We start from the raw sequence: 18,735 nt of genomic DNA on the forward strand, positions 1-18,735 counted from the left end.
TGACATTCCGTCAGCACGCCGTCGGACCGGGCGGATCAGGTGCCGTCCGCCTCTCCTCATCTGACGGTCCGTCAGGCATGCTGTGCCCGTGCCGGATTCCGGTGGGACCGGCGGCCGAGGAGGCGGGCATGGCGGTGGACAGGGCGGCGGACGGGCCGACGGATACGTCAACAGGTACGGACGGGACGGCGATCGAGGACGCGCTGTTCATCGGCGGCCGGTGGACCGCCCCGGAGCGCGGGCACTACGACGTCCTGAACCCGGCCACCGAGCGCGTGGTCGGGCGGGCGCCGGAAGCGAGCCCGGAACAGGCGCTCGCGGCCACCGCCGCCGCCCGGCAGGCGCTCGACGGCTGGTCGCGCACCCGCCCCGAGGAGCGCGGCCGGATACTGGAGCGCGCCGGGCGGATCATCCTGCGCGAACTGAAGCCGTACGCGGCCCTGGCGGGCGCCGAGAGCGGCGCCACCGCCGCGACCGCCCGCGGCATGCAGGTCGGCGTGGCCGCCGCCCGCTTCCTGCGATACGCGCGCGGCGCGCTCGAACCCACCGAGACCGCGCTGCTCCCGCAGCTCAACGAGGCGTCCGCGATGGGCGCGGGCGGCGTCTTCGGCGCGCTGGCGGTCCGGCAGCCGGTCGGCGTCGTCGCCTGCGTCACGTCCTACAACAACCCCTGGGCGAATCCGGCGGGCAAGGTCGCGCCCGCGCTCGCGATGGGCAACACCGTCGTGGTCAAACCCGCCCCGCAGGACCCGCTGTCGGTCTACCGGATGGCGGAGGCGCTGACCGAGGCCGGGCTGCCGCCGGGTGTGCTCAACGTGGTGACCGGCTCGGGCGCCGACGTCGGCGAGGCGGTCGTCGGGTCGCCCGACACCGACATGGTGAGCTTCACCGGCTCCACGGCCGTCGGGCAGCGCATCGCGGAGACCTGCGGGCGCGGTATGAAACGGCAGTTGATGGAACTCGGCGGCAAGGGCGCCGCGCTGGTCTTCGACGACGCCGACCTCGACTCGGCCGTCGCCGGGATCGGCACCACCTTCAGCTTCTACAGCGGCCAGATCTGCACCGCCCCCACCCGCGTACTGGCCCAACGCGCGGTCTACCCACGGCTGGTGGAGCGACTGGCCGGGTACGCGCGACGGCTCGTCGTCGGCGACCCCGCCCAACCCGCCACCGTCGTCGGCCCGGTCATCTCCGCCGCCCACCGCGACCGCGTCGAGGCGTATGTCGCGCTCGGCCGCAAGGAGGGCGCCACCCTGCTGGCGGGCGGTGAACGCCCGCCGCTGGAAAGGGGGTTCTACGTCGCCCCCACACTGCTGGCCGACTGCGCGCCCGACATGCGGGTGGTCCGCGAGGAGATCTTCGGGCCCGTCGTCGTGGTGCTGCCGTTCGACGACGAGGACGAGGGCGTCGCGCTCGCCAACGACAGCGACTACGGCCTGATCGACTACGTGTGGTCCGCCGACGTGCCCCGCGCCTTCCGGGTCGCGCGGCGGCTGCGCGCGGGCGGCGTCGGGATCAACACCGTGGGCCGCAACATGGAGGCGCCCTTCGGCGGCTTCAAGCGCAGCGGCGTCGGCCGAGACGTGGGGTCGTACGCGCTGCACGCCTACAGTGAGACGCAGAGTCTCGTCTGGCCCGGCTGAGCCGCCGCCGGGCACCGGCCCGACGCTGTACAGACCGCCCCGACCTGGCCTGAGCTGCGGCGACTTGTCCGCAGGGGAGTTTCCCGGCGAAGCCGGGACAAGCGGAACTCCGGGGTTCCGCCGCACCGCGACGGTCCCTTACAGTCCATCCGCCATGAACTACTGCCACACGTGCCGACGACACCTCAACGGCGCCTTCTCCTGCCCCGGATGCGGCGCGATCGCGGACCGGTCGGGGCTGCCCGACGAGGCCGACACGGCGCAACTGCCGCCGGTCACCGAGGAGGCCGCCGCAGCGGACGGCGCCGACCCGGCGCCGCCCGCGAGCGCGGCGACACCGGAGGCCCCCGTCGAGGGCTCCCTCGTGGACGACCTCCTCAGGGACTCGGGCCTCGGCCCGGACGCGGGCCCCGCCGCCGTCCCGGCCGCCCCCGCCCCGACCGACGCCGAGCCCGAGCCCGGCAGCGCGGGCACGGGTACCGGCAGTGCCGTCGGAGTCGGCCCCGGCGTCGGCGAGGACCCGGACACGGACCCCGGCACGGCGGGCGACGACAGCGCGTACGGCGGGACGTACACCGCCCCGTACGCCGACCCGTACGTCCCCGCGTACGGCGAAGCCCCGCGACGGGACGCCCCCACTGCCCTGGCCGACAGCCTGCTCGGAGCCGGTGGCGGCGGCTACCGCGAGGACCACGACCTGCGCGGGACCGCCAGGCGCCGCCGCGGCCGTCACCAGCGGGCGGCGATCCTCGGCGTCGGCGCGGTCGCGGTCGTCGGCTCGCTGACGATGTTCGGCGTCGCGGCCTTCTCCGGCGGCTCGCCGAGCCCGTCCACCGATCCCGGCCCCGGCGTCTCCGCGGTCTCCCCCTCGCCCGACGCGCCCCGGCCGTCCACCGGCGTGAGCGGCACCCCCGGCGTCCCGAAGGGCGGCGGCCGGACCAGCGGCAGCGCGTCCCCCTCGGCGTCCGACAAGGCGTCCGGCTCGCCGTCGGCGTCGGCCTCGCGTTCCGAGAGCGCGCCCGCGTCCAGCCCGGCGGGGAAGCCCTCGCGCACCGCGAGCGCGTCGCCGTCGAGGACGACCGCCGCGCCGCCGACCACGACCGCGCCGCCGTCCTCACCCGCGACGCCGTCGCCGACGTGCACGCATGTGCTCTGGTGGTGCCAGTAAAGGGTCCCTGCGGGGACGGATCAGCGGGCGTCAGCCGTCGCCCTCGCCCGGCTCGCGGCCCGCGCCCGGGGTATCACCGAGGCTGTGGTCGCGGTGCGCGCCGTCCGCCGGGTCGTCGCCCAGCATCTGCCGCAACAGGTCGCGCAGCATGGTGCGTTCCTGTTCGGAGAGCCCGGCGAGCGGTTCACGGGCGAAGTCCAGGGAGTCGCGGAGTTTGTCGGCGACGGCGTGGCCCTCGGCGGTGGCCGCGGCCAGCTTGATCCGGCGGTCGGCCGGGTCGGTACGGCGCTCGGCCAGCCCTCTGACCTCCAGCCGGTCGATGATGCCGGTCACATTGGACGGCTCGCACTTCAGCCAGCGGGCGATCCGCCGCATGGGCAGCGGCCCCGAATTGAGCAGCGCGAGCACCTTGGCCTGCGCGCCGGTCAGCCGGTGGCGGGCGGCGGCCGACTCGTACTCCTGGTGGTAGCGGGCGGCGACGGTGCCGATCAGGCCGACGACCTCGACGGTCAGGGGATCGCTTCGGCGACGTGTCATGACCAACAGTTTACCCAAATGTTTGACATCATGAAACATCAAGGTCCATGGTTAGTTCAGCACCTGAATCATTTCCATGGTTGATCAGCGGTTGATCAGTGATCGACGCCGACCAGTGGTCGAACCGTCGCCGAAGGAGGACTTCCCCCATGCCGAAGAGCCGTGAATGGCACCTGGTCGCCCGCCCCCAGGGCTGGCCGGTGCCGGAAGACTTCGCGCTGGTCGAGACCGACGTCCCCGAGCCGGGCCCCGGCCAGATCCTGGTCCGCAATCTGCACCTGTCGGTCGACCCGTACATGCGCGGCCGGATGAACGAGGCGAAGTCGTACGCGCCGCCGTACGAGCTGAACCAGCCGATGCACGGCGGCGCCGTCGGCCGGGTCGTGGCCTCGCGGGCCGAGGACTTCGCGGTCGGCGACCATGTGCTGCACGGCCTCGCCTGGCGGGAGTACGCCCTGGTGGACGCCGCGCGCGCCGTCCGGGTCGACCCGGACCAGGCGCCGCTCACCGCGTATCTCGGAGTCCTCGGCATGACCGGGCTCACCGCCTACGCGGGTCTGCTGAGGGTCGCCGAATTCGCGCCGGGCGAGGTCGTCTTCGTCTCGGGCGCGGCGGGCGCCGTCGGCGGGCAGGCCGGACAGATCGCCCGGCTCAAGGGCGCCTCGCGGGTCATCGGCAGCGCGGGCTCCGCGGAGAAGGTCCGGATGCTGGTGGAGGAGTACGGCTTCGACGCCGCCTTCAACTACAAGGACGGCCCGGTGGCCGGGCAGTTGAGGGCCGCCGCGCCCGACGGCATCGACGTGTACTTCGACAACGTCGGCGGGGAGCACCTGGAGGCCGCGGTCGGCGCGATGCGGGTGCACGGCAGGGCCGCCCTGTGCGGGGCCATCGCGCAGTACAACGCGACGGAGCCGGTGGCGGGGCCGCGCAATCTCGGCCTGATGGTCGGCAGGCGGCTGACCCTGCGCGGCTTCCTCGTCACCGACCACGAGGACCTTCGCCCCGAGTTCGTCCGCGAGGCCGCCGGCTGGCTGCGTGACGGCCGGCTGCGGTACCGCGAGACGGTGGTGGAGGGAATCGAGAACAATCTGGAAGCGTTCTTGGGCGTGCTGCGCGGTGACAACACCGGAAAGATGATCGTCTCTCTTCCGGCGGAGTGACCCGCCGTCCGGCCGCCGACCGACCGGCCGGGCTCGACACCCGGCCGGAAATTCAACAAAATGTTGCAGGCGTGCTCGCGTGCCTTGCGGGCCGCCCGCCCCTCAGGAGGACACTTTCATGAGCATCCAGCCCGTAGACGTCCTGTACACCGCCGTCGCCACCGCGGAGAACGGCCGTGACGGCCGCGTCGCCACCGACGACGGCAAGCTCGACGTCATCGTGAACCCGCCGACCGAGATGGGCGGCGCGGGCAACGGCACCAACCCCGAGCAGCTCTTCGCCGCCGGGTACAGCGCCTGCTTCCAGGGCGCGCTGGGCGTCGTCGCCCGCCAGGCCAAGGCCGACATCAGCGGCTCCCGCGTGACCGCCAAGGTCGGCATCGGCAAAATCGCCTCCGGCGGCTTCGGCCTCACCGTCGAACTGGCCGTCTCCATCCCCAACGTGGACGACGTCACCGCCAAGGACCTGGTGGAGAAGGCGCACCAGGTGTGCCCGTACTCCAACGCCACGCGCGGCAACATCACGGTGGACCTGAGCGTCGTCTGAGTTCTCCGCCGCTCACCCGGTCGGCCCCGGTAAGGACCGCGCTCCCAGGAGCGCGGTCCTTACGGCTGTCCGGCCGTCCCCGGCTCGGACGGCGACGGCTGTCCGGCCGATTTCGGCTCCGACGGCGGGGCCAGCAGCGCCAGGAAGTCGCGGAAGGCCGCCGACATGTCGACCGCGCCGGGGTCGAGGAGCCACTGCACCTGGAGGCCGTCCATCACCGCCGCCAGCAAGGTGGCCGCCCGCTCGGGGGTGAGGCCGCCCGGCAGCCGGTCGCCGTACTCGGCGCGCAGCGCCTGCGCGCCGCCCTCGCGGACCCGCGCGTAGCGCTCGCGGAAATACTCCTGCGCCGGGTGCCCCTCGGTGACGCTGTCGCCGACCAGCACGGTGAACGCCTGGACGATGCCGGGCCTGGTCGCGTTGTACTCGACCAGCTCCGCCACCACCTCCAGCGGCCACGACCGGCCGTGCAGCGCCGCCGACGCCATGTCCCACTGGTCGCGCGCCTCCAGCACGGACACCAACAGGGCGTCCTTGGTGGGGAAGTAGTGCATCAGCCCCTGCTGCGTCAGCCCCACCCGCTCGGCCACCGCCACCAATGTGGCACCCCGGTAGCCGCGCTCGGCGATCACCTCCGTCGCGGCCTGGATGATCTCCGCCCGCCGGTCGCCCCGCCGTTCACTCCTGGTTCCCGCCACGCCACCCCGCCCCCTTCCCCTGCCGCTCGGGAGCCTTTGCCGCTCGGGAGCCTACAAGATTACGAAATGGCATCTATCCCTACCGTACGACAGGTAGCGTGGGCGCGGTGGGACGGGAGCGGTACGGGACAGGCGGAAGGGGACGGAAGATGACGGCGATCAGCGGGGCGGCGGCCGGAGCAGGGGACGAGGGCGTACGCGCGGACGCGCGCGGGGACGCGGAGCGCGAGCGGGCGGTCGACGCGGCGCTCGGCAAGCTCGACCTCGACGCCAAGACGCGGCTGCTGGCGGGCCAGGACATGTGGACGCTGCCCGCGCTGCCGCAGATCGGCCTCGGCTCGCTGGTGATGTCCGACGGCCCGATCGGCGTACGCGGCAAGCGCTGGACGGCGGGCGACCCGTCGACCGCGCTGCCCAGCCCCACCGCGCTCGCCGCGTCCTGGGACCCCGAACTGGCCCGCCGCGCAGGACGGTTGCTCGCCCAGGAGGCGCATCGCAAGGGCGTCCACGTCCTGCTCGCGCCGACCGTCAACCTGCACAGGTCGCCGCTGGGCGGACGGCACTTCGAGGCGTACAGCGAGGACCCGTATCTCACCGGCGCCATCGGCACCGGTTATGTGCGCGGCGTCCAGGACGGCGGAGTCGGCGTCACCGTCAAGCACTTCGTCGGCAACGACGCGGAGACCGAGCGCTTCACCGTCGACAACCGGATCGCGCCCCGGCCGCTGCGCGAGCTGTACCTCGCGCCCTTCGAGGCGATCGTCGCGGGCGCCCGCCCCTGGGGCGTCATGGCCGCCTACAACGCCGTCAACGGCACGACGATGACCGAGCACGACCCGCTGGTCAACGGCGTGCTGCGCGGCGAGTGGGGCTTCGACGGCGTCGTCGTCTCCGACTGGCTGGCCGCCCGCGACACCGTCGGCGCGCTCCTGGGCGGCCTCGACATCGCCATGCCGGGACCGGTCACCGTCTACGGCGAGGCGCTGGCCGCCGCCGTACGCGCGGGGGCCGTCGAGGAGGCGGCCGTCGACACCGCCGCCCGCCGGGTCCTGCTGCTCGCCGCCCGCACCGGCCTGCTGGAGGGCGCGCCGCCCGCCGTCGCCGTGGCCGACCGGCCCGCCCCGGCCGACGGCGACGCGCTGGCCCGCGAGATCGCCCGCCGCGGCTTCGTGCTCGTACGCAACGAGGTACGCGGCAACGCGCCCGTGCTGCCGCTCGCGCCGACCCCGCTCGGAGGCGGCATCGCCCTCATCGGCGCCGCCGCCCGCGACCCGCGCGTCCTGGGCGGCGGCTCCGCGCAGGTCTTCCCCGACCACGTCGTCTCGCCGCTCGACGGCCTGCGGGCCGCGCTGCACGCGGGCGTCGCCCTCAGCCACAGCGTCGGCGCCGACCCCACCGAGGAACTGCCCGTCGCCGGACCCGGATTCGCCCTCACCGCCGTCGCCCGCGACGAACACGGAGCCGAACTGGGCTCGGAGGAGCTGCCCAACGGCCAGCTCCAGTGGCTCGGCGAACTGCCGGAAGGCGTCGCGTACGACGCGCTGCACACCGTCGAGACCCGCGGCTGGTTCACCCCGCGGGTCAGCGGCGCGCACCGCTTCGGCACCCGCGGCACCGGCGGCTTCACCCTGACCGTCGGCGGACACGTGCTGTTCGACGGCGTCGAGGGCAGCGAGCACGAGGACCCGTTCGAGGCGTTCCTCGGCACGCCCGCCGAGCACGGGACCGTCGAACTGGCGGCGGGGGAGCGGGTCGAGATCAGCCTCGTGCACGCCGTGCCCAAGAGCGTCGAACTCCCCATCCTTGCTGTTGGGTTCGCTCTGCTGCACGGCGAACCGGCCCGCGACCCGGAGGAGTTGCTGGCCGAGGCCGTCGAGACCGCGCGGGCCGCGCACACCGCCGTCGTCGTGGTCGCCACCACGGAACGCGTCGAGTCCGAGGGCTTCGACCGGCGCGATCTGCGGCTGCCCGGCCGCCAGGACGAACTCGTCGCCCGCGTCGCCGCCGTCAATCCACGGACCGTGGTCGTGGTCAACTCCGGCTCCCCGGTGGAGCTTCCGTGGCGGGAGGACGTGGCCGCCGTACTCCTCGGCTGGTTCCCCGGGCAGGAGGCCGGGGCCGCCCTCGCCGATGTCCTGCTCGGCGTGGAGGAGCCGGGCGGGCGGCTGCCCACGACCTGGCCGGTACGGCTCGCCGACGCGCCCGTCAGCCGGGTCACGCCGCAGGACGGCGTACTCGCCTACGACGAAGGGGTGTTCATCGGGTACCGCGCGTGGGAGCGGCAGGCCGTCGCGCCCGCCTATCCCTTCGGGCACGGGCTCGGGTACACCGACTGGGAGTACGAGTCGCTGGTCGTCGCCGAGAGTTCGGAGCCGGACGTGCTGGTCACCGCGACCGTGCGGGTGCGGAACGCCGGGGCGCGGGCCGGACGTGAGGTCGTCCAGCTCTACCTCGACGGGGCGTCGTCCGAGGGGGCGACCTCGGACGTCGCGCGGCCCGGGCGGTGGCTGGCCGGATTCGCTTCCGTCGCCGCCGAGGCGGGGGAGGCCGTCGAGGTGACCGTCCGGGTGCCCCGGCGGGCCGCCGAGGTCTGGGACGAGGACGCCGCCGCGTGGCGGCTCGTGCCCGGTGCCTACGCCGTGGTCGCCGGCCGCTCCATCGCCTCGCCCCGCCTCACGGCCCCACTCTCCGTCCCCGCCCCCTGACCCCGCCCCCGTTTCCCCCGCCTTCGGCGGGGGGACCCCCACCCGTGCAGGCGGGCAATTCGGCTGCCGGCCTCCCGGCGGGGGTCCCCACCGTCGCCGACCGCGCGCCGTGCGATCCGAGGTTCGGCGGATGGCCGTCCCGCACGGATCTCGCGTCCGGCGACCGCGCGCCGTGCGGTTCGGGCAACGGCCAACGGCAGCCCCGCAGGGGCTCTCGTTGTTGACGACCGGGCACCGTGCGGTCCGAGAACCGGCGGTTGGCCGCCTCGCAGGGATCTCGCCTTCGGTGACGGCGGTCCGTGCGGTTCGGGCTACGGCCAACGGCCGCCCCGCAGGGGCCCCCACCGTTGGCGACCGCGCGCCGCGCGATCCGAGATTCGGCGGATGGCCGTCCCGCAGGGATCTCGCGTCCGGCGACCGCGCGCCGTGCGGTTCGGGTACCGGCGCGGATGGCCGCCCCGCAGGGGATCTGGCCTTCGGCGAAGGCGAGTTGGGCGCTGGGCGTGGTGGCTGGCGGGCGGGTTGGGCCGAAGGGTGACCCGGCGGCGGGTGCCGCGTCGCGCTCGTATGCCTCTCGGCGGCGGCCGACGTGCTTGTCCTCTAAGCTCCGCGCATGCGGGAGATCTGGGGTGGAGTGCGGCTGCTGTATCTGGGCCAGAAGTGGGCCGCAGGCCACGGGCGGGAGTGGCGGCTGGGGATGGTGCCCGCGCTGATCACGTTGGTCGGGTACGCGGCGGCGCTCGTGGCGCTGCTGGTGTGGACGGACGACCTGGTCGCGTGGGCGACGCCCTTTGCGGATCACTGGGCGTCGCCGTGGTCCGGGGCGTTCCGGGGGCTGTTGGACGCGGTCGTGGTCGGGGGCGGGCTGCTGCTGGCGGTGATCTCGTTCACGGCGGTGACGCTGCTGGTCGGGCAGCCGTTCTACGAGACGGTCGCGGCGCGCGTGGACCGGGCCGAGGGCGGGGCGCCCGAGGGGCCCGAGCTGGGGCTGTGGCGGGAGTTGTGGGTCTCGACGGTGGACAGCGTCCGGGTCCTGGTGCGCGTCGCGGCCTTCGGGATCGTGCTGTTCGCGCTCGGCTTCGTGCCGGTCCTCGGCCAGACCGTAGTGCCCGCCGTCGGCTTCTGCGTCTCCGGCTTCTTCCTCACCCTGGAACTCGCCGCGGTCGCGATGCAGCGCCGCGACGTACCGCTGCGCGAACGCATCCGCGTCCTGCGCGCCCGGCTGCCGCTGGTCCTCGGCTTCGGCGTGCCGCTCGTCCTGGCCTTCCTCGTTCCGCTGGTGGCGGTCTTCCTGATGCCCGGTGCCGTCGCGGGCGCGACGCTGCTGGCCAGGGAAGTGCTGCCGCCGGGCGAGCCCGCCGAGGAGGGCCGGCCCGACGACTGAGGGCCGCCCCCCGCACCGTCCCCGGCCCCGCCGCCGAAAAGGCCGGATCCCTCCGCGAAATGACCGGTTCTGCCCCTACTCCGGACTCGCGCCGAAGGCGACTCGGGCCAGAATCCTGGCCAGTTGGGCCTGCCCCCGCTCGTTGGGGTGGAACCAGTCCCAGCGGCTCAGGTCGTCCGTGCCGAACGGGTACGCGAAGACCGCGCCGCCGTCGTAGCGGCAGCGCTCGTACTGTCCGCAGACCTGCCCGAGCACCTTGTTGTACGCGATCACGCGGTCCCGTACGGTGTCGCGGCGCTGTTCGGCCGCCGCGCTGTGCGAGTCCGCGTCGCGCAGCATCGAGGGGCACAGGCCGAGCTTCCAGACCTGCTTGCCCAGGACGTTGGTCCGCCCGACCGACCACAGCCGCTTGAGGTCGGGGATGCTGGCCACCAGCACCTGCGTTCCGGGCAGCACGCGGTGCAGATACGACAGCGCGCGGGCGAAGTCGGCCCGGAAGTCGGCGATCGAGGTCATCGCGGCGGCGGTGGCGGTGCACGCGTCGTTCGCGCCGATCAGCACGGTGACCATGGCGGGCCGGTGGGCCGCCGCGGCCTCGGCCTGGGCGGGCAGGTCCGCGACCAGGGCGCCGGACTGGGCGAGATTCCAGCTCCTGGTGGCGGGCACGGTCGCGGCCAGCCGGTGCGTCACGCTGTCGACCTTGTCGCGGTCGCCGGTGGACCACGACACGTCGGGGCAGTCTGACAGCGGCGAACAGGCGTCGAAACCGCGGGTGATGGAGTCACCGAGCGCGGCCACCGACGGCGGACGGACGTTCCAGGGGCGGGTCGGCGAGGGCTTCGGGGACGGGTCGCGCGGCCCCGAAGCGGAATGCGAGGTGTGTGCGGAGGGTTCACCCCGACCGCCGTCGGGCGGAGACCCGCTGACGGTGCATCCGCCCAGGAGAACGGCCCCTACGGCCAGTGCGAGGCCACGGCGCAGCATCGGTCGCATCCGGTGCTCCCTCCGACGAGTGGGTGACATCTCGTACCAGCACGACGGTACGTGACTCCCTCAAGGACGCCGCACGGTAGCTTTTTCCCTGACACCCGGGCGAAAAGACGGGAGATCGGCGACTGCCGGGCGTCAAACGTAGATTGTTGTCCTGATTGTGGTGAATAGTGCAGAATGTCTAATGTTGCCCCGAGAGCAGCCAGTTCGGGTGTGAGGCCGCTGGGGAAGGCGAACCTCGTCCCACACTGGAGGTACCGGTGACGACACGTGGAGTTCTGTACGTGCACGCCGCACCGCGCGCGCTCTGCCCACACGTCGAATGGGCCGTCGCGGGCGTCCTAGGCGTGCGCGTCACACTGGACTGGATCCGGCAGCCCGCCTCGCCGGGTACCTGGCGCGCCGAATTCTCCTGGCAGGGAGAGCCCGGCACCGCGTCCAAACTGGCGTCCGCGCTGCGCGGCTGGCACCAACTGCGCTTCGAGGTCACGGCGGAGCCCTGCGCGACCGCCGAGGGCGAGCGCTACAGCGCCACCCCCGAGCTGGGCATCTTCCACGCCGTCATCGGCATGCACGGCGACATCCTGATCCCCGAGGACCGGCTGCGCGCCGCGATGCAGCGCGCCCGCATGGGCGAGGCCGACCTGGAGAGCGAGCTGTCCGGGCTGCTCGGCAAGCCCTGGGACGACGAGTTGGAGCCCTTCCGCTACGCGGGCGAGGGCGCCCCCGTCCGCTGGCTCCACCAAGTGGTCTAATCCCGTCGGCGGTACGTCGGCGCCCCGAGCGGGGTCGCGCGGCATAGCCTGCCGGTATGTCCGACACTCTCACCGTCGCGGTCCTCGGCACCGGAATCATGGGCGCCGGGATGGCCCGCAATCTGTCCGCCGCCGGGCACGAGGTCCGTGCCTGGAACCGCACCCGCTCCCGCGCCCAGCCGCTCGAAGCCGACGGCATCCGCGTCACCGACGACCCGGCCGACGCCGTACGCGACGCCGACGCCGTGATCACCATGCTCTTCGACGGGCCCTCCGTCCTGGAGGTGATGCACGCCGCCGCGCCCGCCCTGCGCGAGGGCGTCGTATGGGTCCAGAGCAGCACCGTGGGGCCCGACGCGCTGGCCGAACTGGGCGCGCTGGCGGCCGAGACCGGGGCGCACTTCCTCGACGCGCCCGTCCTCGGCACCCGGCCGGTCGCCGAAGCCGGGGAGCTGACCGTACTGGCCGCGGGCCCCGCCGCCGCCCGCCCGGTCGCGGAACGGGTCTTCGACGCGGTCGGCCGCACCACCATCTGGCTCGGCGACGACGGTACGGCCGGGGCCGCCAGCAGCCTCAAGCTCGTCCTCAACACCTGGGTGCTGGCCGTCACCCACGGCACCGCCGAAGTCATGGCGCTTGCCAAGGGGCTCGGCGTCGACCGCGACCACATCCTCGAAGCCATCGGGGGCGGCCCCCTCGACCTGCCCTACCTCCGCGCCAAGTCCGCCGTCATCCTCAGCGGCGACTTCGCCCCCAACTTCACCGTGGACGCCGCCGCCAAGGACGCCGGACTCATCCTCGGCGCCGCCGACCGGCACGGCATCCGCCTCGACCTCACCGCCGCCGGGGCCGACCGCTTCCACCGCGCCTCCGCCCAGGGCCACGGCGACGAGGACATGGCCGCCTCGTACTTCGCGAGCTTCTCCGACGCCGACCCCGAAGCGAAGTAGCGCCCCTCTTTTTTTGCCGCCGTCTCGCCTCCGGGCGCTTGGATCCGCCCTGTGGCTCGCCGGCTACCGGCGGGCCCCGCCGCGCCAGTGCGCCCGGCGGTCCGACCTCACGCGTGTGCCCCTGCCGGACCGATCGGCAGGGGCACACGCGTCACAGCTCAGCGGGCAGCGCCTCAGCGGTTCCAGGAACGGAGCGCCAGCACCACGTTGTGGCCGCCGAAGCCGAAGGAGTCGTTGAGGGCGGCGATGGTGCCCTCGGGCAGCGGGCGGGCCTCGGCGCGGACGATGTCGGCGTCGGCCTCCGGGTCCGGGTCGTTGAGGTTGATCGTCGGCGGGGCGATGCGGTGGTACAGCGCGAGAACGGTCGCGACCGTCTCGATACCGCCCGCGCCGCCCAGCAGGTGACCGGTCATGGACTTGGTGGCGGAGATCGCCATGTGGTCCACGTCGTCGCCGAAGACCTGGCGCAGCGCCTTGATCTCCGCGACGTCACCCTGCGGGGTCGAGGTCGCGTGCGCGTTGACGTGCACGATCTCGGCCGGCTTCAGGTCGGAGTTGTGCAGCAGATTGGTCAGCGCGGCGGCGATGCCACGGCCCGACGGCTCCGGCTGGGTGATGTGGTGCGCGTCGGCCGAGATGCCCTGGCCGACCGCCTCGCAGTACACCCGGGCACCGCGCGCGGTGGCGTGCTCCTCGGACTCCAGGATGATCACGCCCGCGCCCTCACCGAGGACGAAGCCGTCCCGCCCGGAGTCGTACGGCCGCGACGCGCCCTGCGGGTCGTCGTTGTTCTTGGACATCGCCATCATGTTGCCGAAGGCGACGATGGGCAGCGGGTGGATGGCCGCCTCGGTACCGCCCGCGACGACCACGTCGGCACGGCCGGTGCGGATCATCTCGATGGCGTAACCGATGGCCTCCGCGCCCGAGGCGCAGGCGCTGACCGGGGTGTGCACACCGGCCCGCGCGTTGACCTCGATGCCGACGTTCGCCGACGGGCTGTTCGGCATGAGCATCGGCACGGTGTGCGGGGAGACCTTGCGGACGCCCTGCTCCTTGAGCACGTCGTACTGGCCGAGGAGCGTGGTCACGCCGCCGATGCCGGAGGCGACGACCGTACCGAGCCGGTCGGGGTCGACCGCCGGGTCCTCGCCCGCCTTCGCGGTGAAGCCCGCGTCCGCCCACGCCTCACGGGCCGCGATCAGCGCGAACTGCGCGCTGCGGTCCAGCTTGCGGGCCAGCGGGCGGGGCAGCACCTCACCCGGTTCGACGGCGATCTGCGCGGCGATCCGCACCGGCAGATCCGCCGCCCAGTCCTGGTCGAGCGTGCGGACGCCGGACCGGCCGGCCAGCAACGCCTCCCAGGTCGACGCGCTGTCGCCACCCAGCGGTGTGGTTGCTCCGATACCGGTGACGACCACGGTGCGATTGGTCGGACTCACAGGAATTGTCTCTCCACGTCTAGAAGGGCGGGCGACAGTCGCGTCGTCCCGGTAGGGCTTTCTGGCGGGCGGGGCCCGGTCAGACCTGGGCGGCCAGGATGTAGTCGACGGCGTTGCCGACGGTCTTGAGGTTCTTGACGTCGTCGTCCGGGATCTTCACACCGAACTGCTCCTCGGCCGCCACGACGACCTCGACCATGGACAGCGAGTCGACGTCCAGGTCGTCGGTGAAGGACTTGTCGAGCTGGACGTCCTCCTGCGGGATACCGGCGATCTCGTTGACGATGTCGGCGAGACCGCTGACGATCTCTTCCTTGGTGGCTGCCATTGACGGCGCTCCTTGATGTGTTGCTGGGTGAGCGGCGTGCGGGACTGCGGCGCCGCGAGGGTGTGTGTGACTAAGGGAGAGTAACCACAGTTGCCGCGTAGACCAGACCCGCCCCGAAGCCGATGACCAGCGCGGTGTCGCCGCTCTTGGACTTGCCCGTGGCGAGCAGCCGTTCCATCGCGAGCGGGATCGAGGCGGCCGAGGTGTTGCCCGTGGTCTCCACGTCACGGGCGACCGCGACGTGGTCCGGCAGCTTCAGAGCCTTGATCATCGAGTCGATGATCCGCATGTTCGCCTGGTGCGGGATGAACGCGTCGAGCTGGTCGGCGGTGATCCCGGCGGCGTCCAGCGCCTCCTGGGCGACCTTGGCCATCTCGAACACGGCCCACCGGAAGACCGACTGGCCCTCCTGCGTGATCGCCGGAAAACGGACTTCCCCGGCGGGCGTGTCCCGGTAGACCTCCCAGGAGACGGTCTGCTTGATCGTCTCGGACTTCTCGCCGTCGGAACCCCACACCGTGGGACCTATGGCGGGTACGTCCGAAGGGCCGACGATGACCGCGCCCGCGCCGTCGCCGAACAGGAAGGCCGTGGCACGGTCCTCCTTGTCGGTGAGGTCGCTGAGCCGCTCCACGCCGATCACCAGGACGTGCTTGGCGGTGCCGTCGGTGACCATGCCCTTGGCCAGCGTCAGGCCGTAGGTGAAGCCCGCGCAGCCCGCCGAGATGTCGAAGGCGGGCGGCATGCCCGCGCCGATCCGGTGGGCAATTTCGGTCGCGATGGCGGGGGTCTGCTTGAAGTGCGAGACGGTGGCGACGATCACGCCGTCGATGTCGGACGCGCTGATCCCGGCGTCCGCGATGGCCTTGCCGCCCGCGGCCAGCGACATCTCGGCGACGGTCTCGTCCGGACCCGCCCAGTGCCGGGTGGCGATCCCGGACCGGGACCTGATCCACTCGTCCGTCGAGTCGATGTGCTCCAGAATGACCTCGTTGGGCACCACGCGGGTCGGCCGGTAGCCGCCGACACCGAGGATCCGCGCGTACGGCGCGCCCTTGCTCGGCCTGATCTTCGCTGTCATCTCTGCACGGCTCCTATTCGGCTGCGTCTACGGCTTCGGCGGGGGTGCCGTATTCGGCGACGAGGGCGCGGGCCGCTTCCAGATCGTCCGGCGTCTTCAGCGCGAGGGTTCGCACCCCGGGCAGCGCCCGCTTGGCGAGGCCGACGAGCGTGCCACCGGGCGATACCTCGATCATCGCAGTGACGCCGCGTTCCTTGAAGGTCTCCATGCACAGATCCCACCGAACCGGGTTGGACACCTGCGCGACGAGCCGCCGTACGATGTCCGCGCCGGACGCCACGAACCGGCCGTCGGCGTTCGACACATAGGGCAGCGCCGGGTCCGTGACGGCCAGCGAGGGCGCGAGCGCCTCCAGGGTCGCCACGGCCGGGGCCATGTGCTCGGTGTGGAAGGCGCCCGCCACCTTCAGCGCGATGACGCGGGCCTTCTCCGGCTTGTCCGCGGCCAGCGCCGCGAGCTGTGGCATGGTGCCGGCCGCCACGATCTGGCCGGCGCCGTTGATGTTCGCCGGGGTCAGACCGAGACCGGCGAGGTGGGCGAGGACCGTGTCCGGGTCGCCGCCGAGCACCGCGGACATGCCCGTCTCGGTGACCGCGGCGGCGTCCGCCATGGCCCGGCCGCGGGCCGCGACGAAGGTCATCGCGTCCTCGGCGGACAGCACCCCGGCCAGTACGGCCGCGGTGATCTCACCGACGCTGTGACCCGCCACCGCGTCCGGGGTCAGCGGGGAGGCCCCGCCGGTCAGTTCGCCCGCGGACAGCAGACCCGCGGCGACCAGCAGCGGCTGTGCCACCTTGGTGTCGCGGATCTCGTCCGCGTCCGCCTTCGTGCCGTAGTGGGCGAGGTCGAGGTTCGCCGCGGCGGACCAGCCGGACAGGCGGTCGGCGGCACCGGGGAGTTCGAGCCAGGGGGCCAGGAAGCCGGGCGTCTGCGCGCCCTGGCCGGGAGCGACGAGTACGAGCACCTTCACACTCTCTCTCGCGGACGGGGATGACCGCCCGTGGGGACAGGGACCAAGAACTGTCAGGCGATTTGTATGTGTCCAACAAAAGCTCAGTGCGTCCGGTCGGCGTCGGACAGTCGCCCCAGGATGAGCGCGATGCGCAGGGTGAACGCGGAGCGTACATCGGAGGGTGACCAGCCGGTGACATCGGTCACACGTCGGAGCCGGTAGCGAACGGTATTGGGGTGTACGAAGAGCATGCGGGCCGCACCTTCGAGGGACGACGCCTGCTCCAGATAGACACTCAGCGTCTCCAGCAGCGCCGAGCCCGCTTCCTCCAGCGGTCTGTAGATCTCCTCCACCAACTGTTCACGAGCGTAGCGGTCGCCCGCCATCGCCCGCTCCGGCAGCAGGTCGTCCGAGAGCACCGGGCGCGGCGCGTCCGGCCACGCCGCGCACGCCTTGAGTCCGGCCGCCGCCGCCTGCGCGGAACGCGTCGCCGTCAGCAGGTCGCCCACGACCGGGCCCGCGACGACCGGGCCCGCCGCGAACGGGCCGATCAGCGCCTTCGCCACCCGGATCGGGTCGTCGTCGCCGCCGGCGACCACGACCAGGCGCTCGCCGAGCACCCCGGTCAGCACCTGGAGCTTCGCGTGCCGGGAGGCCCGCCGGATGGCCTCGACCGTCAACTCGCTGTCCCCGGTGGGCGCGGTGCCGAGCACCACCACGATCTTGTCCGGCGAATTCCAGCCCAGCGCGGCGGCCCTGGACAGCACGCCCTCGTCCGCCTCGCCCGACAGCACCGCGTTGACCACCAGCGACTCCAGTCGCGCGTCCCACGCGCCGCGCGCCTCCGCGGCCTGCGCGTACACCTGCGCCGTCGCGAAGGCGATCTCCCGCGCGTACACCAGCAGCGCCTCGCGCAGTACGCCCTCGTCGCCCGGGGCGGCGACCTCGTCGATCGCCGCCTCCATCACCTCGATGGTGGTGCGCACCATCTCCACGGTCTGCCGCAGCGAGATCGCCCGGGTCAGCTCGCGCGGCGCCGTGCCGAACACGTCGGTGCTGATCGCCTGCGGCGCCTCGGGGTGCCGGAACCACTCCGTGAACGCGGCGATGCCGGCCTGGGCCACCAGGCCGATCCACGACCGGTTCTCCGGTGGCATCGCCCGGTACCACGGCAACTGCGCGTCCATCCGCGCGATGGCGTTCGCGGCGAGCCTTCCGGCGGATTTCTCCAGCCGCCGGAGCGTGGCGGCATGGCTGCCGCGGCCTGTCTCTGCGGGAGGTTGCGGGCTTTGCGAGGGCTCGGGCACGAGGACAAGCCTGCCTTATCCCCTGCGGGGCGCGCTCCAGGGGTACGGCGATCACCCCCACCGTCCTCGACCCGGCCCCGGTCCCGTACGTCCACCTTGCGCAGGACGTGGCTTTTAGGGGCGCGGGGAACTGCGCGACAAGCCCCCACCGGCGGGTGGTCCGGAGACAACCGAACTGCCCCGCCGGGGCGGGTGGTGACCTGCGGGAGCGCGGCGGCTGGCCGCGCAGTTCCTCCCCCAACCTCCGGCCGGGGGGTGCCCCCAGCGCCCCAGACGGGGCACAGGTCGTGCGGACAGCGGGCCCGCGCGGCGGCAGCCGCACGGGCAGGCCCACGGCCCGGCGGGGTGGGGTCTGGGTATCGTGGGGCGGTGATCGACGTGCGGCGGGCCGCGAGCAGGATGCGATCGGTGCCGGAGAAGGGCATCGTGACGCGGCACGCGTTCTCGTTCGGGGGTCACTACGACCCCGAGAACGTCCGGTTCGGCCTGCTGCTGGCGTGCAATGAGGAGAGCCTGGAACCGGCCGCGGGGTTCGGGGAACACCCGCACCGGGACACGGAGATCGTCACCTGGGTGGTGGAAGGCGAGCTGGAGCACCGGGACGAGGGCGGCGCGCCGCACCGCCTCGGCCCCGGCGGGCTCCAGCGGCTGAGCGCGGGCGGCGGCGTACGCCATGTCGAGCGCAACGCGGGCGGGACGCGGCTGACGTTCGTTCAGATGTGGCTGCACCCCGACACGTTCGGGGAGGCCCCGGCCTACGCGAGCGTGAGCGACCCGGCCCCGCCGGGCCCCGGTCTGACGCTGCTGGCCACGGGCGCCCCGGACGCGCCCCCGCGGGCGCTGCGGCTGCGGCAGCGCGCCGCCGCGCTGTACGTGGGCCGCCCGGTGACGGCGGACAGCGCGCCGCTGCCGTCGGCCCCGTACCGCTATGTGCATGTCGTCCGCGGCGGTGTGCGGCTCGGCGACGAGCTGCTGACGGCGGGGGACGCGGCCCGGATCACCGGCGCGGACGCGCTCACGGCGCGGTGCGAGGGCCCGGCGGAGTACCTGGTGTGGGAGATGCACGCCGAGCCGTCGTACGGCTGACCGCC

17 protein-coding genes are annotated in these 18,735 nt (G+C 73.2%); 9 read left to right on the forward strand and 8 right to left on the reverse strand.

All coding sequences use genetic code 11. The features are described from left to right. Window positions 1-128 precede the first annotated feature (128 nt). Together ACZ4EF_RS04990 and ACZ4EF_RS04995 are read left to right on the forward strand one after the other, a co-directional pair. Window positions 129-1,643, forward strand: coding sequence for an aldehyde dehydrogenase family protein (locus tag ACZ4EF_RS04990; RefSeq protein ID WP_467345554.1), 1,515 nt, complete (start codon window positions 129-131; stop codon window positions 1,641-1,643). A 154-nt stretch (window positions 1,644-1,797) separates the two neighbouring features. Beyond that, window positions 1,798-2,811: an SCO2400 family protein gene (locus ACZ4EF_RS04995; protein ID WP_467502812.1), complete on the forward strand. Its 1,014-nt coding sequence runs from the start codon at window positions 1,798-1,800 to the stop codon at window positions 2,809-2,811. A gap of 30 nt (window positions 2,812-2,841) precedes the next feature. On the opposite strand, the gene ACZ4EF_RS05000 is transcribed toward ACZ4EF_RS04995, so the two are convergent. Then, window positions 2,842-3,348 carry a MarR family winged helix-turn-helix transcriptional regulator gene (locus ACZ4EF_RS05000; protein WP_401304299.1) on the reverse strand — a complete coding sequence of 169 codons (507 nt, stop codon included), beginning with the start codon at window positions 3,346-3,348 and terminating at the stop codon, window positions 2,842-2,844. Between the two features lie 149 nt (window positions 3,349-3,497). Between ACZ4EF_RS05000 and ACZ4EF_RS05005 the strand changes: the two genes are divergently transcribed. Continuing rightward, window positions 3,498-4,508 (forward strand): NADP-dependent oxidoreductase, encoded by a 1,011-nt coding sequence (locus tag ACZ4EF_RS05005; protein ID WP_467502815.1) that lies wholly within the window; start codon window positions 3,498-3,500, stop codon window positions 4,506-4,508. Window positions 4,509-4,626: 118 nt separating this feature from the next. Then, window positions 4,627-5,055 carry an organic hydroperoxide resistance protein gene (locus ACZ4EF_RS05010; protein WP_355344774.1) on the forward strand — a complete coding sequence of 143 codons (429 nt, stop codon included), beginning with the start codon at window positions 4,627-4,629 and terminating at the stop codon, window positions 5,053-5,055. 59 nt (window positions 5,056-5,114) lie between these two features. Here the strand turns inward: ACZ4EF_RS05010 and ACZ4EF_RS05015 are convergent, their stop codons facing one another. Next, on the reverse strand, window positions 5,115-5,750 hold the full coding sequence (locus ACZ4EF_RS05015; RefSeq protein ID WP_467502817.1) for a TetR/AcrR family transcriptional regulator: 636 nt from the start codon (window positions 5,748-5,750) through the stop codon (window positions 5,115-5,117). A gap of 149 nt (window positions 5,751-5,899) precedes the next feature. Between ACZ4EF_RS05015 and ACZ4EF_RS05020 the strand changes: the two genes are divergently transcribed. After that, on the forward strand, window positions 5,900-8,455 hold the full coding sequence (locus ACZ4EF_RS05020) for a beta-glucosidase (RefSeq protein ID WP_467502819.1): 2,556 nt from the start codon (window positions 5,900-5,902) through the stop codon (window positions 8,453-8,455). A gap of 613 nt (window positions 8,456-9,068) precedes the next feature. Continuing rightward, entirely contained in the window at window positions 9,069-9,839 is a 771-nt protein-coding gene (locus ACZ4EF_RS05025; RefSeq protein ID WP_467345547.1) for an EI24 domain-containing protein, read from the forward strand. Between the two features lie 75 nt (window positions 9,840-9,914). Here the strand turns inward: ACZ4EF_RS05025 and ACZ4EF_RS05030 are convergent, their stop codons facing one another. Then, a complete protein-coding gene (locus ACZ4EF_RS05030) occupies window positions 9,915-10,862 on the reverse strand; it encodes an SGNH/GDSL hydrolase family protein (protein WP_467502821.1) in 948 nt (315 codons plus the stop codon). Between the two features lie 227 nt (window positions 10,863-11,089). Here ACZ4EF_RS05030 and ACZ4EF_RS05035 point away from each other — a divergent pair, with 227 nt between their 5' ends. Continuing rightward, window positions 11,090-11,584, forward strand: coding sequence for a DUF3145 domain-containing protein (locus ACZ4EF_RS05035; RefSeq protein WP_188285125.1), 495 nt, complete (start codon window positions 11,090-11,092; stop codon window positions 11,582-11,584). Between the two features lie 56 nt (window positions 11,585-11,640). Beyond that, entirely contained in the window at window positions 11,641-12,534 is an 894-nt protein-coding gene (locus ACZ4EF_RS05040; RefSeq protein WP_467502823.1) for an NAD(P)-dependent oxidoreductase, read from the forward strand. A 173-nt stretch (window positions 12,535-12,707) separates the two neighbouring features. Here the strand turns inward: ACZ4EF_RS05040 and fabF are convergent, their stop codons facing one another. The 5 genes from fabF to ACZ4EF_RS05065 all read right to left on the reverse strand — a co-directional run bounded on the left by fabF (window position 12,708) and on the right by ACZ4EF_RS05065 (window position 17,644). Beyond that, window positions 12,708-13,976, reverse strand: coding sequence for a beta-ketoacyl-ACP synthase II (gene fabF, locus ACZ4EF_RS05045; RefSeq protein WP_355344792.1), 1,269 nt, complete (start codon window positions 13,974-13,976; stop codon window positions 12,708-12,710). 79 nt (window positions 13,977-14,055) lie between these two features. After that, window positions 14,056-14,304, reverse strand: a complete 249-nt coding sequence (locus ACZ4EF_RS05050) for an acyl carrier protein (protein ID WP_355344795.1) — start codon at window positions 14,302-14,304, stop codon at window positions 14,056-14,058. Window positions 14,305-14,374: 70 nt separating this feature from the next. After that, on the reverse strand, window positions 14,375-15,385 hold the full coding sequence (locus tag ACZ4EF_RS05055; RefSeq protein ID WP_355344798.1) for a ketoacyl-ACP synthase III: 1,011 nt from the start codon (window positions 15,383-15,385) through the stop codon (window positions 14,375-14,377). A 13-nt stretch (window positions 15,386-15,398) separates the two neighbouring features. Further along, window positions 15,399-16,349 (reverse strand): ACP S-malonyltransferase, encoded by a 951-nt coding sequence (locus ACZ4EF_RS05060; RefSeq protein WP_355344801.1) that lies wholly within the window; start codon window positions 16,347-16,349, stop codon window positions 15,399-15,401. 89 nt (window positions 16,350-16,438) lie between these two features. Beyond that, the gene (locus tag ACZ4EF_RS05065; protein ID WP_355344804.1) at window positions 16,439-17,644 is read right to left on the reverse strand and encodes a PucR family transcriptional regulator; all 1,206 of its coding nucleotides are present in this window, start codon (window positions 17,642-17,644) and stop codon (window positions 16,439-16,441) included. A gap of 372 nt (window positions 17,645-18,016) precedes the next feature. Here ACZ4EF_RS05065 and ACZ4EF_RS05070 point away from each other — a divergent pair, with 372 nt between their 5' ends. After that, window positions 18,017-18,730: a pirin family protein gene (locus ACZ4EF_RS05070; RefSeq protein WP_391047646.1), complete on the forward strand. Its 714-nt coding sequence runs from the start codon at window positions 18,017-18,019 to the stop codon at window positions 18,728-18,730. Window positions 18,731-18,735 lie beyond the last annotated feature (5 nt).

Source organism: Streptomyces sp. NPDC025721 (genome assembly GCF_055558595.1).